Origin of the sequence: Streptomyces sp. NPDC088745 (assembly GCF_044751045.1) — a bacterium.
Taxonomy (GTDB): domain Bacteria; phylum Actinomycetota; class Actinomycetes; order Streptomycetales; family Streptomycetaceae; genus Streptomyces; species Streptomyces cremeus.
In genome coordinates, this window is record NZ_JBIVLB010000001.1 from 942,682 (window position 1) to 958,016 (window position 15,335).

The 15,335-nt window shown below is 72.3% G+C and carries 12 protein-coding genes and 3 tRNA genes; 7 read left to right on the plus strand and 8 right to left on the minus strand.

Annotated elements, in window-relative coordinates; all coding sequences use genetic code 11:
• The first annotated feature begins 451 nt into the window (after window positions 1–451).
• From purD to ACIP93_RS04290, 4 genes are all read left to right on the plus strand, one after another.
• Window positions 452–1,729, plus strand: coding sequence for a phosphoribosylamine--glycine ligase (gene purD / locus ACIP93_RS04275; protein ID WP_345220624.1), 1,278 nt, complete (start codon window positions 452–454; stop codon window positions 1,727–1,729).
• Window positions 1,730–2,227: 498 nt separating this feature from the next.
• Entirely contained in the window at window positions 2,228–3,991 is a 1,764-nt protein-coding gene (locus ACIP93_RS04280) for a hypothetical protein (protein ID WP_401755457.1), read from the plus strand.
• A gap of 320 nt (window positions 3,992–4,311) precedes the next feature.
• Complete coding sequence (locus ACIP93_RS04285; RefSeq protein WP_401755460.1) at window positions 4,312–5,790, plus strand: N,N-dimethylformamidase beta subunit family domain-containing protein; 1,479 nt, start codon at window positions 4,312–4,314, stop codon at window positions 5,788–5,790.
• 98 nt (window positions 5,791–5,888) lie between these two features.
• Window positions 5,889–6,809 carry a phosphoribosylaminoimidazolesuccinocarboxamide synthase gene (locus ACIP93_RS04290; protein WP_345220617.1) on the plus strand — a complete coding sequence of 307 codons (921 nt, stop codon included), beginning with the start codon at window positions 5,889–5,891 and terminating at the stop codon, window positions 6,807–6,809.
• A 153-nt stretch (window positions 6,810–6,962) separates the two neighbouring features.
• Here the strand turns inward: ACIP93_RS04290 and ACIP93_RS04295 are convergent.
• From ACIP93_RS04295 to ACIP93_RS04330, 8 genes are all read right to left on the minus strand, one after another.
• A tRNA-Gly gene (locus ACIP93_RS04295) sits at window positions 6,963–7,035 on the minus strand.
• 23 nt (window positions 7,036–7,058) lie between these two features.
• Window positions 7,059–7,670 carry a response regulator transcription factor gene (locus ACIP93_RS04300; protein ID WP_345220615.1) on the minus strand — a complete coding sequence of 204 codons (612 nt, stop codon included), beginning with the start codon at window positions 7,668–7,670 and terminating at the stop codon, window positions 7,059–7,061.
• Complete coding sequence (locus ACIP93_RS04305) at window positions 7,667–9,001, minus strand: sensor histidine kinase (protein ID WP_401755466.1); 1,335 nt, start codon at window positions 8,999–9,001, stop codon at window positions 7,667–7,669. Before ACIP93_RS04305 ends, ACIP93_RS04300 begins: the two co-directional genes overlap by 4 nt.
• Window positions 9,002–9,058: 57 nt before the next feature.
• Window positions 9,059–9,877: an ABC transporter permease gene (locus ACIP93_RS04310; protein ID WP_401755469.1), complete on the minus strand. Its 819-nt coding sequence runs from the start codon at window positions 9,875–9,877 to the stop codon at window positions 9,059–9,061.
• The gene (locus ACIP93_RS04315; protein WP_401755472.1) at window positions 9,874–10,842 is read right to left on the minus strand and encodes an ABC transporter ATP-binding protein; all 969 of its coding nucleotides are present in this window, start codon (window positions 10,840–10,842) and stop codon (window positions 9,874–9,876) included. The genes ACIP93_RS04310 and ACIP93_RS04315 overlap by 4 nt, the downstream gene beginning before the upstream one ends.
• A gap of 157 nt (window positions 10,843–10,999) precedes the next feature.
• Window positions 11,000–11,075 (minus strand) — tRNA-Gly (locus ACIP93_RS04320).
• Window positions 11,076–11,152: 77 nt separating this feature from the next.
• Window positions 11,153–11,224 (minus strand) — tRNA-Gly (locus tag ACIP93_RS04325).
• A 166-nt stretch (window positions 11,225–11,390) separates the two neighbouring features.
• Window positions 11,391–11,708 carry an Lsr2 family protein gene (locus tag ACIP93_RS04330; RefSeq protein ID WP_345220606.1) on the minus strand — a complete coding sequence of 106 codons (318 nt, stop codon included), beginning with the start codon at window positions 11,706–11,708 and terminating at the stop codon, window positions 11,391–11,393.
• Between the two features lie 344 nt (window positions 11,709–12,052).
• On the opposite strand from ACIP93_RS04330, the gene purS reads away from it, so the two are divergent.
• From purS to purL, 3 genes are read left to right on the plus strand one after another with little or no spacing between them, the layout of a single operon-like run.
• Window positions 12,053–12,304, plus strand: coding sequence for a phosphoribosylformylglycinamidine synthase subunit PurS (purS, locus tag ACIP93_RS04335; RefSeq protein ID WP_266651644.1), 252 nt, complete (start codon window positions 12,053–12,055; stop codon window positions 12,302–12,304).
• Window positions 12,301–13,005 (plus strand): phosphoribosylformylglycinamidine synthase subunit PurQ, encoded by a 705-nt coding sequence (gene purQ, locus ACIP93_RS04340; protein WP_345220601.1) that lies wholly within the window; start codon window positions 12,301–12,303, stop codon window positions 13,003–13,005. Before purS ends, purQ begins: the two co-directional genes overlap by 4 nt.
• Entirely contained in the window at window positions 13,002–15,275 is a 2,274-nt protein-coding gene (gene purL / locus ACIP93_RS04345) for a phosphoribosylformylglycinamidine synthase subunit PurL (RefSeq protein ID WP_401755477.1), read from the plus strand. Before purQ ends, purL begins: the two co-directional genes overlap by 4 nt.
• Window positions 15,276–15,335: the final 60 nt, after the last annotated feature.

Genomic DNA, 15,335 nt, shown 5'->3' on the forward strand with positions numbered 1-15,335 from the left:
CTGTGCCGGGCAGGGGCCCTCTCGGGCAGCGTCCGTCCCGGGCAGGGCCCCTCGGGCAGTGACCGCTCCAGGACATGGCCGTCCCCGGCAGGAGTTCCCGCGGACAGTGGCCGTCCCGGACAGGTGCAGGCGCCCTCCCGGACGGTGACCGCCCCAGGCACGGGCCGCCCCGGACACCCGCCTCCCGGGCACGCACCCCGCGCCGCAAGCACCTGCCAGGCACGCACCATCCCGGACACGCACCCCGCGCCGTAAGCTCTCTGCCAGGCGCGCCCCCGGGCACCCACCCCCGGGCACCCACCCCCGCACCACCACCCCCTCCCCAACCGACGGCCCACGGCCCACCCCCCCCACCCTCGTAGCAACCCACAACCCCCCGCCCCCACCCCCCTGGGAGGGAACTCCAGCCCCGGAGCGACCGGCTCCCGTTCCAGGCCCTAGGCTTCACCCCGTGAAGGTCCTCGTCATCGGCGGCGGCGCCCGCGAACACGCCCTGTGCCGCTCTCTGTCCCTCGACCCCGACGTCACCGCCCTCTACTGCGCCCCCGGCAACGCCGGCATCGCGGAAGTGGCGGAGCTGCGTCCGGTCGATGCCCTCGACGGGGCCGCCGTCGCGCGCCTCGCCACCGAACTCGGCGCCGGTCTCGTCGTCGTCGGCCCGGAGGCCCCGCTCGTCGCGGGCGTCGCCGACGCCGTGCGCGAAGCCGGGATTCCGGTCTTCGGCCCGTCCGCGGAAGCCGCCGAACTGGAAGGCTCCAAGGCGTTCGCCAAGGACGTCATGGCCGCCGCCGAGGTGCCCACCGCACGCAGTTACGTCTGCGCCACGGCCGAGGAGATCGACTCCGCGCTGGCCGCCTTCGGCGCTCCGTACGTCGTGAAGGACGACGGTCTGGCCGCCGGCAAGGGCGTCGTGGTGACCGACGACGTCGAAGAGGCCCGGGCACACGCCCTGGCCTGCGAGCGCGTCGTCATCGAGGAGTTCCTCGACGGGCCCGAGGTGTCGCTGTTCGCGATCACCGACGGCACCACCGTGCTCCCGCTCCAGCCCGCGCAGGACTTCAAGCGCGCGCTGGACGGGGACCAGGGGCCCAACACCGGCGGCATGGGCGCGTATTCGCCGCTGCCGTGGGCCGATCCCAAGCTGGTCGACGAGGTCATGGAGTCCGTGCTCCAGCCCACCGTCGACGAGCTGAGGAGGCGCGGAACGCCGTTCTCCGGGCTGCTGTACGCCGGGCTGGCGATCACCTCCCGCGGCGTGCGCGTCATCGAGTTCAACGCCCGCTTCGGCGACCCGGAGACCCAGGTCGTGCTGGCCCGGCTCCGCACCCCCCTCGCCGCGGTCCTGCTCGGCGCCGCCAACGGCACGCTCGACACCCTGCCGCCGCTGGCCTGGCGTGACGACGCCGCCGTCACGGTGGTCATCGCCTCGCACAACTACCCCGGTACCCCCCGCACCGGCGACCCCGTCGAGGGCCTCGCCGACGTCGCCGCACAGGACGCGCCGTACGCCTACGTCCTCCACGCGGGCACCAGGAGCGACGGGGACGCCGTCCTCAGCGCCGGCGGGCGCGTGCTGTCGGTGACCGCCACCGGCGCCGACCTCACCGAGGCGCGCACCCGTGCGTACCGCGCGGTCGGACGGATCCGCCTCGACGGCTCGCAGCACCGTACGGACATCGCCGAGAAGGCCGCCGGGGCGGCAGCCCGGGCGGTCTCCGCGGAGGGCTGAGGCCGCCTCCAGCAGGTACGACACGAACCGGAGCACACCTGAGCCCCGGGTTCGCCCGGGAAGCCAGCACCTTTACCCAAAGCCATTCCATCGGGTGACGGCTCGTCCATCCGGATGACTCGTGCGGAAGCCCCAACTAGGGTGCCGCGCAAGCGTTCCGGCACTTGGCCCACCGACATTGCGTTGTCAGTGGCGGGTGCCACAGTGGGGATGTGACCAACCCATTGGCGGGCGAGCAGGGCAGAGGGGGTGAATCCGGTCGTGTCCGGTGTGTCTGATTCCGGTGCCAGTTCCACTGGCCCCGATTCTCGGTCCGGTTCTGGTTCCGAGGGCGCCGCGGAGCCCGGAGGGCCCGGCGCCACTGGAGGGCCCTCCGGCGGCTCCGGTGACTCCGGTGCCCTCGGTGGCTCCGGCGGATCTGGTGCCTCTGGTGGATTCGGTGCCTCTGGTGGCTCCGGCGCCCCCGGTGGTTCCGGATCAGGGTCCGGTGGCTCCGGTATGTCCGGTGGCCTCAGTGATCCCTGCGATCCCCGTGACCCCCGTGATCCCCGTAATTCCGGAGCGTTCGGTACGGAGCTGGGGGCGCAGGCCGCCCGTTCCCGGGCCGCCGCCGTGCTGCGCGTGCGCAGCCGGGCGCTGACGGCCGCCCTGTTGCCCGCCGCCGCGGCCGTGGTGCTGCTGGCCGGCGGCGTCACCGGGCGGCTTGCGGGCGCGGGCTGGGACCTGGCCCGCTGGGTCGTGTCCGGGACCGCCCTGGTGGTGCTGGTCGTGGGGCTCGTGGTGGCCGCCGTGGTCGCCCGGGCCCGGCCCGCCGTGACGCCCACGGTCGAGCTGAGCGAGAAGTCCGCCCCCGACCTCTACCGGCTCGTACGGGACCTCGCCGCGCGGCTCGACGTGCCCGCGCCCTCCGCGATAGCCCTCACCCCGGACTGCGACAGCTGGCTGGAGGACCGCTCGCACCCCGCCGTGCGCGGGGGCGGCGGTGCCCGCGCCGCCGAGTCCATACGCGGCGGGACCGCCCCGGTGCTGGTCATCGGGTCGCCCTTCCTGTGGTGGATGCGGGTCGCCGAGCTGCGCGCGGTCCTCGCCCCCGTCGTCGCCGGTACGGGACCCGCCGCGCATCCCGACACGGCCGCCGCCCGCCGTTTCGTCCGGGGGCTCGACGCGGCCCTCGCGATCGCGGCCAAGCCCGGCCAGGGCGTCGTGCGCCGCCTCGCCCTCCTTCCGCTCGGGCGGATCTCCCGGTTCCTCCTGGGGGCCTGCCGCGAGCACATCACGCAGTTGGAGCGGGGCGTCGCCGCCGCCGCGTCCGAGCGCGCACAGGCTGTGGACTACGGGCTGCGGATCGCCGCCCAGGAGCAGGTCGGCCTCGCCTACGCCGGCTGGGACCGCCTCCTTACCCGGGTCGCGCTGCCCGCCTGGCGGATGGGCCGCTGGCCCGCCCGGCTCGACGCCGGGGTCGTCTCCGCCCTCACCGAGCTCTCCCGCCGCGACCGGCTCGCCGACGGGTTCGCCTCCCGGCTGGGGGAGCGGCCCGCGTGCGACCTCCTGGAGGAGCCGGGGGCGGTCGACGAGGCCGCCTCGCTGCTGGCGGCCCGGCTGTTCCACGGCGGTCCCGCCGCCGCGGGGCCCGACTGGTCGCCGGTCGACTGGCAGGCGTACCCCGAAGAGGTCGTCGACCGGAAGTGGCGCACCGAGGCGGCCCGGCTGCACCGGGTGCTGGACCGGCTGGGCGCGCGCCGCAGCGGCGGCGACCGTACGGGGCCCACGCTGGCCCGCGTCATGGACCACCTGGCCGCCGAGGCCATAGCGCTCACCGGAGCCCCCGGCCCCGACGACGGCCGCAGCGACGAGGAGCGCAGGGACGCCCTCGCGGCCGGCATCACGGCCGAGGCGGCCCGGGAGGAGGCCGCCGCGCCGACACCGGTGCCGGTGGCGCTGGGGGACGGCCAGGAGTTCATGGACGGCGGGGCCTGGAGCGGCGATCCGCTGCCGGTCTTCCCCATCCAGCCGCCCCGGACCGGGCGGGACCTGCTCGCCGACCACGTCACCGCGATGGTGTGCTGCGCCGCGGTGGACACGGCGGGGGCCGCGCCCGGGTTGGACTGGCTGGACGGGCCGTCCCTGCTGGTCGACGGCGTCCGGCGCGGTGACCTCGCGGGGCCGGTCCTGAGCCTGGTCGAGGACGGCGACCCCGGCCCCCTCCGGGGCTGGCTCACGGAGATGGGCGTCCGCCCCGAGAAACCGGTCCGCCTGGTCTGACCCCCCGGCTCGTCCCCGGCACGGGCGGCGGCCCCCGGGGCCGGCCTGGACGGCACCCCCAGGCCCACGCCGGACGCCACTCCGCGCCCCGCCCCCGCGCCCCCGCACACTCCCGGCCCCCACCCCCGTCCGCCCCGCCGACAAGTCCCACGAACGGAGTAACAGGTTCCGGTTCCCGCCAATTCGCGACGAACGGTGACGGAGTGAGTGCTTTATGTGATGTGCTGGGCCCTTGGAGCTGACAGCCGACGTACCGCTGTTGTCACCGAGTACCGAACGCGGGCCGGTGATGCCGGGGGAAAGCCAGGGAGGGGCGCGACGTGGCGGTGGAGCAGATTCGCTGGGATTCGGGGGCGCTCGCGCACGCCGTGTCGGACCCCTTCGGGCAGGGCCCCCTGCCCTGGCTGCGCGGCGGCGACCAGTACTTCGACGCCGACGGCACCGTCGTCCCCTGGTACGCGGACCTGGACCCGGCCACGGGCGCGAAGGTCCCGCCGCCCCGCCGCACCTCGGGACCCCGCGCCGCCGACGACGTGAACTGCCAGATCAAGGGCTTCACCTCGTCCGGCTCCGTCCAGCCCGGCGGCTCCGTCGACTTCCACGTCACGGTCAACCCGCCGCAGGAGTTCTCGGTCTACGTCTACCGGATCGGCCACTACGGCGGCGCAGGCGCCCAGAAGGTCGACACCAGCCCCCGCCTCTCCGGCATCGTCCAGCCCGCCCCCCTCGCCGTCGACCGCACGGTCTCCTGCCACCACTGGTGGCAGTCCTGGCGGCTGCAGATCCCCGAGTACTGGAGCCTCGGCGCGTACGTCGCCGTCCTGACCAGCGCGGACGGGCACCGCACCCACGTCCCCTTCACCGTCCGCGACGACCACCCCGCCGACTTCCTCCTGCTCCTCCCGGACGTCACCTGGCAGGCGTACAACCTCTTCCCCGAGGACGGCCGCACCGGCGCCAGCCTCTACCACGCCTGGGACGAGCGGGGACGGCTGCTCGGCGAGGAGGACGCCGCCACCACCGTCTCCTTCGACCGCCCCTACGCCGGCCAGGGCCTGCCCCTGCACGTCGGGCACGCCTACGACTTCATCCGCTGGGCCGAGCGCTACGGCTACGACCTCGCCTACGCCGACGCCCGCGACCTGCACGCAGGGCGCGTCGACACCGCCAAGTACCGGGGCCTGGTCTTCCCCGGCCACGACGAGTACTGGTCGGTGCCGATGCGCCGGGCCGTCGAGCGGGCCCGCGACGAGGGCACCTCCCTGGTCTTCCTGTCGGCCAACACCATGTACTGGCAGGTAGAGCTGGGCCCCGCCCCCTCCGGGGCCCCCGACCGCCTGCTGTCCTGCCGCAAGCGCCGCGGCCCCGGAAAGGCCGCCCTGTGGCGCGAGGTCGACAGGCCCGAGCAGCAACTGCTGGGCATCCAGTACGCGGGCCGCGTCCCCGAGCCGAGCCCGCTCGTCGTGCGCAACGCCGAGCACTGGCTCTGGGAGAACACCGGCGCGGGCGAGGGCGACGAGATCGAGGGCCTGGTCGCGGGCGAGGCCGACCGCTACTTCCCCCGCTCCCCCCTCCCGGAGCACCGCGGCCGCATCCTGCTCGCCCACTCCCCGTACCGCGACGGCGAAGGCGCCCTGCGCCACCAGGAGACCTCCCTCTACCGTTCCCCCAGCGGCGCGCTGGTCTTCGCCTCCGGCACCTTCGCCTGGTCCCCCGCCCTCGACCGCCCCGGCCACGTGGACCCCCGCATCCAGAAAGCCACCGCCAACCTGCTCGACCGCATCGCCAAAGGCACCTGAACGGCCCCTCTTCGCGCGCCCCGCCCACCCTGGCCGGGGTCTTCCCCCGCGCATACGGGAGAATCGACACCGATTGGCCATATCCACGGGGAGGAACCGTGTCCGGATTCGTAGTAAAGCCCGAACCCGTCGAGGTGCCGGGCCTGGTACACCTGCACACCGGCAAGGTGCGCGATCTGTACCAGAACGAGGCGGGCGACCTCGTGATGGTCGCCAGCGACCGCACCAGCGCCTTCGACTGGGTGCTGCCCACCGACATCCCCGACAAGGGCCGCATCCTCACCCAGCTCTCGCTGTGGTGGTTCGACCAGCTCGCGGACCTGATCCCCAACCACGTCCTGTCCACGGACGTCCCCGCGGGCGCCCCCGCCGACTGGGCCGGCCGCACCCTCGTCTGCACGTCCCTGCGGATGGTCCCCGTCGAGTGCGTCGCCCGCGGCTACCTGACCGGCTCCGGCCTGGTCGAGTACGAGGAATCGCGCACGGTCTGCGGTCTCGCCCTCCCCGAGGGCTTGGAGAACGGCTCCGAGCTGCCCGCGCCGATCTTCACCCCCGCCACCAAGGCCGCCGTCGGCGACCACGACGAGAACGTGAGCTACGAGGAGGTCGCCCGCCAGGTCGGCGCGGAGACCGCCGCCCAGCTCCGCCAGGCCACCCTCGCGGTGTACGGCAGGGCCCGCGACATCGCCCGCGACCGGGGCATCGTCCTCGCCGACACCAAGTTCGAGTTCGGTTACGAGTCCACCGACCCCGGCGACGACGAACCGCAGCTCGTCATCGCCGACGAGGTCCTCACCCCGGACTCCTCCCGTTTCTGGCCGGCCGCCGACTGGCAGCCCGGCCGCGCGCAGAAGTCCTTCGACAAGCAGTTCATCCGCGACTGGCTGTCCTCGGAGGCCTCCGGCTGGGACCCGAAGTCCGAGAACCCGCCGCCCGCCCTGCCGCAGGAGATCGTGGACGCCTCCCGGGCCAAGTACGTCGAGGCGTACGAGCGCCTGACCGGCCAGAGCTGGTCGTAGACCGCCGAAGGGGCCTCGGCGCCGACCCCCGGGGCCCCGCGGCATACGAAAAGAACCCCGCAGCACGCGCAGACGGCCTCGCAGCACGCGAAGAAGGCCCCGCAGCGCACGAAGAAGGCCCCGGTCGCGATGACCGGGGCCTTCTTCCTTCGGAGCGGACGACCAGGTTCGAACTGGCGACCTCAACCTTGGCAAGGTTGCGCTCTACCAACTGAGCTACGTCCGCGTTGCGCCGTGGCGCGAGGACAACTATACCCAACCCCGCTCGCGTGCGAGACGCACCGCCGCGTGCCGGTTCTCCGCCCCCAGTTTCGACGCCGCCGACGACAGGTAGTTCCGTACGGTCCCCCGGCTCAGCGCGGCCCGTTCGGCGATCTCCGCGACCGGCGCCCCGTGCGCCGCCAGCTCCAGCACCTCGGCCTCCCGCGCGGTCAGCGGCGAGTCCCCGGCCGCGATCGCGTCGGCCGCCAACTCCGGGTCCACATAACGGTTTCCGGCGCACACGGTACGGATGATCTCGGCCAGCCGCTGAGCGCTCACGGTCTTCGGCACGAACCCCCGCACCCCCGCCTCCAGCGCCCTCTTCAGGTGCCCCGGCAGCCCGTGACTGGTCACGATCATGGTCTTGCAGTCGGGCAGTCCGGTGCGCAGCGATGTGGCCACCGCCACACCGTCCAGCCCCGGCATCTGGAGATCCAGCACCGCCACGTCCGGCCGGTGCTGGAGCGCCATGGCCAGCGCCTCGGGACCGGTCGCCGCCTCCGCGACCACCTCCAGGTCGTCCTCCAGCGCGAGCAGCGCGGCCAGCGCCCCCCGGATCAGGTGCTCGTCGTCGGCGAGCAGTACGCGTACGGCGCTCACGCGGCATCCGCCCCCGCCGCGCCCGAACGCCTGAGGAGCCCCTTCGTGCGGGGTGCCGCTGTTCGCCGGGCCATGCCCTCGCCTTCCTCTCCGGTACGTGCGTCGGTGTCGTCCGGCGCGGACAGCGGAACCTGCGCCCGCACCCGGAACAGGCCGTCCTCGGCGGCCCCCGCGACCAGCGTGCCGCCCACCGCGGCGAGCCGCTCGCGCAGCCCCGCGAGGCCCGATCCGGCGGAGCTCACGGTCGCCCCGGCCGCGGCCCCGTCGTTCTCGACGACCAGTACCGCCCGCACCCCGTCCGAGGTCAGCCGCAGGGTGCAGACCCGGGGGTTCCCGTGCCGCAGGACGTTGGTCGTGGTCTCCCGGACCACCCAGCCGAGCGCCGACTGCACGCCGGGCGGCAGCTCGGCGGCGAGGCCGTCCGCCACGACGCAACTGATCCCGGCGGCGGCCAGCACCCCGCGCGCGCCCTCGATCTCGTTGCGCAGATCGGCCTGACGGTACCCGCGCACGACCGCCCGCACCTCGCGCTGCGACTCCTGCGCGATCCGCTGCACCTCGGCCATCTGCGCCACCGCCTCGGGCCTGCCCCGCTCGGCGAGCTGCACGGCGAGCTCGCTCTTGAGCGCGATGACGGCCAGGTTGCGGCCCATCACGTCGTGCAGGTCCCGCCCGAACCGCAGCCGCTCCTCGGCGACGGCGAGCCGGGCCTCGGTGTCCCGGGCCCGGTCCAGTTGCCAGACCAGCGACATGAACCAGAGCGTGGAGCGGAAGGCGCCCAGCCCGTAGAGGCCGGCCAGGACGATCGTGACCCCGGTGGCCGCGGCGAGGGGGCGGTCCCCCGTCACCGTTCCCACGACGACGCCCGTCAGCACCGCCGCCGCGACCGTTCCCACGGTCAGCCGCAGCGCCGTCGACAGGGCGCACAGGGAGACAGCGGTCGTGCTGAGGCCGAACATCACCATCAGGACGTAGTTCGACTCGCTGTCACCGCCCGCACTGAGCCCGCCGGTGGCCTGGAGCGTCACGGCCAGGACGAGGAAGGCGACACCCAGCACCAGGGACACCGCGCCGGTCCGCCACGGGGCCGGCGCGCCGTGCAGCCGGTGGGCGAAACTGCGCCTGACGGCGTGCATGGAGAGCACGGTCTGCACCAGGGCCAGCGCCATCAGCCCCTGCGCCAGCGCGACCGGACCCGGCTCCCGGACGAGATGACCGCCGAAGGGGCTCATGACGCCGAGGCACATGAACCACGGCAGCGAGTACATCGTCACCCGCATGTACAGGTCCATCTTCGCGGCCCTGCTGCGCCCCCGCCAGAAGCCCTTCATCCCCGTCTCCGTCCTCGGAACCGGCCCCCGCCCCGGACCGGGACGGGGGCCGGTGTCCTACCGCCGCGGCTCCCAGTGGAACCGCTTCTTGGCCGTGTACACCGACAGTACGGTCCAGGCCGCCACGACGACCACGTCGCCCAGCGCCCCGGCCCAGGTCAGCCCGCCCGACCAGCCGCCCCGCATCAGCTCCACCACCGGGGAGAACGGCAGCAGTTCGCAGATCCGTGCGGCGGTGTCCGGCAGGGCCTCCAGCGGGAAGAACAGCCCGGAGCCGAACATCGACAGGAACATCACCGGCGCGATGGTGAGCTGCGCCCCCTCCGCGCTCTTCGTGAACGCCGTGGTCGCGATCGCCAGCAGCACCGCGAGCCCGATCCCGAGCACGATGCCCGCCACCACGAAGAGCACGTTGGACGGCGTCTCCGCGTCCAGCAGCAGCACCCCGGCCGCCAGCAGCAGCACGCTCTGCACCAGCCCCGCCACCAGCGCGGCGACGGAGGTGCCCGCCAGGATCTCGATGTCGCCCTGTTCCCCGGTCCGCAGCCGCTTGAGCACCAGTTCCTCGCGCCGGGTGACGTAGGTGCCGACCAGCGTGGTGTAGATGCTGCCGATCATCACGTACGTCAGTGCCGTCGGGATGAGCATCGTGCCGAGCGACAGCCCGTACTTCTCCAGGTCCATGCCCTTGGCGACCGACAGGGAGGAGAGGGTCAGGACGACCGGCATCACCAGGATCATGACCAGGCTGGCCTTGTTCCGTCCCAGCAGGGTGAGTTCGGCCCGCGCCATGGCCCTCATCCGGCCCGCGGCCGTGGTGAGCGTCGCGGCCGCGGCCGTTCCGGGTGCGCCCTGCTTCAGCGTCGTCGTGCTCATCGCGCCGCCACCTCTTCCTTCGTCGTCGTGTCCGCCGTTGCCTTCGCGTCCCGCGCGATGTGCAGGAAGGCCTCCTCCAGCGAGGCCGACCGCACGTCGAGACCGCGCAGCTCCACCCCCGCGGACTCCGCCCAGACCAGCAGCCCGGTGGCCGCCCGTTGCAGGGCCGGCATCATCAACTGGACGTTCCGGCCGGTCAGTCGGTGCTCCGTGACGCCCAGATGCCCGAGCGGCGGCAGGTCCCCCATGTGGTACCTGTCCGGCAGCTCGAAGCTGATCCGCGACGGATGCGCGGCCACGACCTCGTCCACCCGCCCCTCGGCGGCGATCCGGCCCCCGTGCATGATCGCCAGCCGGTCGGCCAGCTCCTCGGCCTCCTCCAGGTAGTGCGTCGTCAGCAGCACGGTCGTGCCCTGCTCCCGCAGCTCCCGCACCAACTCCCAGGTCTCCCGCCGTCCTTCGGCGTCCAGACCGGTGGTCGGCTCGTCCAGGAAGAGCACCTCGGGCCGTCCGAGCACCGCCATGGCCAGGTCCAGCCGCCGCCGCTCACCGCCGGAGAGCTGGACCACGCGTACGGCGTGACGCCTGCCGAGACCCACCAGCTCCAGCGCCTCCTCCACCGGACGCGCCCCGCTCGTGCAGCCCGCCCACATCCGCGCGGTCTCCAGCACCGTCAACTGGGCGGGGAAACCGCCTTCCTGGAGCATCACGCCGACGTACGGGCGCACCTTCGTGCGCTCGGTGTACGGGTCGTGGCCCAGCACCCGGACGGAACCGCCGCTCGGTGCGGCCAGGCCCTCCAGCAGCTCCAGCGTGGAGGTCTTGCCCGCGCCGTTCGTCCCCAGCAGTGCGAAGAGTTCGCCGCGTGCCACGGAGAAGGAGACGGAACGGACGGCCTCGAACCCTCCGGCGTAGGTCCGCCGGAGCCCCTCGACGTCGATGACAAGCTCTGCGTTGGTGGTCATGTCCCAAGGCTCCCGCCGGCCCGGGCCCGGGGGCAGTGCGCGCTGTCATGACTCCCGATGACAAATGTCATGAGCGGATCGGTCATGGGCGGCCGGTCGTGAACGGTCGGGGGAACGCAGAAGGCCCCAGTCGCGACGACTGGGGCCTTCTGACTTCTGGAGCGGACGACCAGGTTCGAACTGGCGACCTCAACCTTGGCAAGGTTGCGCTCTACCAACTGAGCTACGTCCGCAAGGGGTGGTGCTTGGTGGTGCTTGCTCACCCTACCCGATGCTCCGGGGCTTCCGGAAACCGGTTCAGGCGATGCAGAGCGGGTGACAGGAATTGCACACTGCGCCTTCCCTCTGGAAGAGGGATGTTCTACTACTGAACTACACCCGCACGCTGCGTGAGGCGAGGCCCTGCGGCCTTGCCCTTCGGCGTGCTCCAGACTTTAGCCCAGGTACCGGGGTGTGATGCAAATCGGTTCCCGCGGCCCCGGGCGGACCGCCCGGAGACCTGTCGCTCCGTCAGGACGCCGTCGTGCGCGGCCGATGGCGCGTTCTCGTCAGGACGCCTCGGTGAACGCCTCGTAGACCTTCTTCGGGATGCGGCCCCTGGCCGGCACCTCCATCCGGTGCGACCGGGCCCAGGCGCGCACGGCGGCGGGGTCGGGGGCCACCGCGGTGTGCCGGTACACATTGCCCGACTTCGCGTGCTTTCGCGCCGCCGCCACGTAGGGCTTCAGCGCCGCGCGCAGTTTCTTTGCATTGGCGGGATTGAGGTCGATCTCGTACGACTTCCCGTCGAGGCCGAAGGTCACCGTTTCCGCTGCTTCTCCTCCGTCGATGTCGTCGAAGAGCGTGACCACTGTGCGTTGAGCCACGGATATCGGTCCTTCCTGGCGGACGAGTACCGGCAGGAGACCGATGTCACCGCGCTGACGTGCGGCGATGGCGGCCTTCCTGCGGGTTTGAAGCAAGGCGAACGCAATGCTGCTTTCCCTTGTATTCCTTTGTACAGGGGGAGGCATTGCATTGTGAAGCCCAGTCAATTCCGTCCGCGTGTCCGAGGGCAATGCGGGGCGCTGCTTTTTTCCCTGATTTTTCCTCGCGCGGTCGGCGCCGATACCGGAACGTGATCGTTCGGGATGATATCTACCCGCGTAGAATTTTTGGGCGGGTACGCTGGGGAAACCGCCTTAAGCACCACACCACACCGGGAGTGCCAGTGGCACGCGTCGTAGTCGACGTCATGCTCAAGCCCGAGATTCTCGACCCGCAGGGACAGGCGGTGCAGCGTGCACTGCCCCGTCTCGGCTTCAAGGGAATCGCGGACGTCCGCCAGGGGAAGCGTTTCGAGCTGGAGGTGGAGGGGCCGGTCGACGAGGCCGCCCTCGCCCGCATCCACGAGATGGCCGAAACGTTCCTCGCCAACACCGTCATCGAGGACTTCACCGTGAAGGTGGAGGAGGAGAAGTGACTTCCCGCATCGGCGTCGTCACCTTCCCCGGCACGCTCGACGACCAGGACGCGCTGCGCGCCGTCCGCCTCGCCGGGGCCGAGCCGGTGTCCCTCTGGCACCGCGACAAGGACCTCCACCAGGTCGACGCGGTGGTCCTCGCCGGGGGGTTCTCCTACGGCGACTACCTGCGGGCCGGCGCCATCTCGCGCTTCTCGCCCGTGATGGACACGATCATCGAGCAGGCGAAGGCCGGCCTGCCGGTCCTGGGCATCTGCAACGGCTTCCAGGTCCTCACCGAAGCCCACCTGCTGCCCGGCGCGATGCTCCGGAACAACCACCTCCACTTCATCTGCCGCGACCAGAAGCTGCGGGTGGAGAACGCGGAGACCGCCTGGACCCTCGACTACGAGCAGGGCCAGGAGATCTCCGTACCGCTGAAGAACATGGACGGCCGGTACGTCGCCGACGAGCGCACGCTCGACGAGCTGGAGGCCGAGGGCCGGGTGGCGTTCCGCTACCTGCCCGACGACGGGGCCACCGGCGCGTACGTGAACCCCAACGGCTCGCTCCGGGACATCGCCGGCATCACCAACGCGGCGGGCAACGTCGTCGGTCTGATGCCGCACCCCGAGCACGCCGTCGAGCCCCTGATCGGTACGGGCCGTACCGACGGGCTCGGATTCTTCACCTCGATCCTGAAGAAGCTGGTCACCGCATGAGCCTCGACACCGTCAAGCACGCGGCCGAGACGCCCGACGTCGAGCTGCCCTGGAAGGAACTCGGCCTCAAGGAGGACGAGTACGCCAAGATCCGCGAGATCCTCGGCCGCCGTCCCACCGGCGCCGAGCTCGCCATGTACTCGGTGATGTGGTCCGAGCACTGCTCGTACAAGAGCAGCAAGGTCCACCTCAAGCAGTTCGGCGAGAAGGTCCCGGCCAACGACGCCATGCTCGTCGGGATCGGCGAGAACGCCGGTGTGGTCGACGTCGGCCAGGGTTACGCGGTCACCTTCAAGGTCGAGTCGCACAACCACCCCTCGTACATCGAGCCCTACCAGGGCGCGGCCACCGGCGTCGGCGGCATCGTCCGCGACATCCTCGCGATGGGCGCCCGCCCGATCGCGGTGGTGGACCCGCTGCGCTTCGGCGCGGCCGACCACCCGGACACCAGGCGCGTCCTGCCGGGCGTCGTGGCGGGCATCGGCGGCTACGGCAACTGCCTCGGCCTGCCGAACATCGGCGGCGAGGTCGTCTTCGACGCCTGCTACCAGGGCAACCCGCTGGTCAACGCCGGCTGCATCGGCGTCATGAGGCACGAGGACATCCACCTCGCGCAGGCCTCCGGCCCCGGCAACAAGGTCATCCTGTACGGGGCCCGGACCGGCGGCGACGGCATCGGCGGCGTCTCCGTGCTGGCCTCGGAGACCTTCACGGATGCATCAGCGGCTGACGCCGCGGGCGTCAAGCCCGCCAAGCGTCCCGCGGTCCAGGTCGGCGACCCCTTCCAGGAGAAGCTCCTCATCGAGTGCACCCTGGAGATCTTCCGGGAGAAGCTGGTCGCGGGCATCCAGGACCTGGGCGGCGCCGGTCTCTCCTGCGCCACTTCGGAGCTGGCCTCGGCCGGGTCCGGCGGCATGCGGGTCGAGCTGGACACCGTGCCGCTGCGCGACTCCTCCCTCTCGCCCGAGGAGATCCTCATGAGCGAGTCGCAGGAGCGGATGTGCGCGATCGTCGAGCCGCAGCACGTCGACCGCTTCCTGGAGATCTGCGAGAAGTGGGACGTCATCGCCACCGTCATCGGTGAGGTGACCGACGGCTCGCAGCTCGAGATCTTCTGGCACGGCGAGCAGATCGTGGACGTGCCGCCGCGGTCCGTGGCCCACGAGGGCCCGACGTACCACCGGCCGTACGCGCGTCCCTCCTGGCAGGACGCCCTCCAGGCGGACGACGCGAACAAGCTGGCCCGGCCGACCGACGGCGCCGAGCTGCGCGAGCAGGTCCTCAAGCTGGTCGCCTCGCCCAACCAGGCCTCCAAGGCGTGGATCACGGAGCAGTACGACCACTTCGTGCAGGGCAACACGGTGCTCGCCATGCCCGAGGACGCGGGCATGGTGCGCATCGACGCCGAGACCGGCCTCGGCGTCACGATGTCGACGGACGGCAACGGGCGCTACGCCAAGCTGGACCCGTACACGGGCGCCCAGCTCGCGCTCGCCGAGTCGTACCGGAACGTCGCGGCGACCGGTGCGAAGCCCCTCGCCATCTCGGACTGCCTCAACTTCGGCTCCCCCGAGGACCCGGACGTGATGTGGCAGTTCGCCGAGGCCACCCGCGGTCTCGCGGACGGCTGCCTGGAGCTGGGGACTCCGGTGACCGGCGGCAACGTCTCCCTCTACAACCAGACCGGTGAGACCGCGATCCACCCGACGCCGGTCGTCGCGGTCCTCGGTGTGATCGACGACGTCGCGCGCCGCACGCCGATGGCGTTCGCGCAGGAGGGGCAGTTGCTGTACCTCCTCGGCGACACGCACGAGGAGCTCGGCGGGTCCGCGTGGTCGGAGGTCGTGCACGGCCACCTCGGCGGGATGCCGCCGAAGGTCGACCTGGCGCGCGAGAAGCTGCTCGCCGACATCCTGATCTCGGCCTCGCGCGACGGAATGGTCGACGCCGCCCACGACCTCTCCGACGGCGGGCTGGTCCAGGCCGTCACCGAGTCCTGCCTGCGGGGCGGGAAGGGCGCGCGGCTGGTCGTCCCGGACGGGCTCGACCCGTTCGTCTTCCTGTTCTCGGAGTCGGCGGGCCGTGCGGTCGTGTCGGTCCCGCGCAGCGAGGAGCTCCGCTTCAACGACATGTGCGGGGCGCGCGGTCTGCCCGTGACGCGCATCGGTGTCGTGGACGGCGACGAGATCGAGGTCCAGGGGCAGTTCAGCATCGCGCTGAGCGAGCTGAAGGACGCGCACGAGGCGACGATTCCGGCCCTGCTGGCCTGAGTCCCGCCGGTTCGGCGTTCTCGCGCGTGCGGCCCCGTCCCGGGGTGACCGGGGACGGGG

What these genes read in the sequence shown, in the direction of transcription:
- ACIP93_RS04315 (WP_401755472.1), bottom strand. Translation starts at nt 10,842, where the DNA reads ATGACCACCAACGCAGAGCTTGTCATCGACGTCGAGGGGCTCCGGCGG.
- ACIP93_RS04280 (WP_401755457.1), top strand. Translation starts at nt 2,228, where the DNA reads ATGTCCGGTGGCCTCAGTGATCCCTGCGATCCCCGTGACCCCCGTGAT.
- ACIP93_RS04305 (WP_401755466.1), bottom strand. Translation starts at nt 9,001, where the DNA reads ATGAAGGGCTTCTGGCGGGGGCGCAGCAGGGCCGCGAAGATGGACCTG.
- purL (WP_401755477.1), top strand. Translation starts at nt 13,002, where the DNA reads ATGAGCCTCGACACCGTCAAGCACGCGGCCGAGACGCCCGACGTCGAG.
- ACIP93_RS04310 (WP_401755469.1), bottom strand. Translation starts at nt 9,877, where the DNA reads ATGAGCACGACGACGCTGAAGCAGGGCGCACCCGGAACGGCCGCGGCC.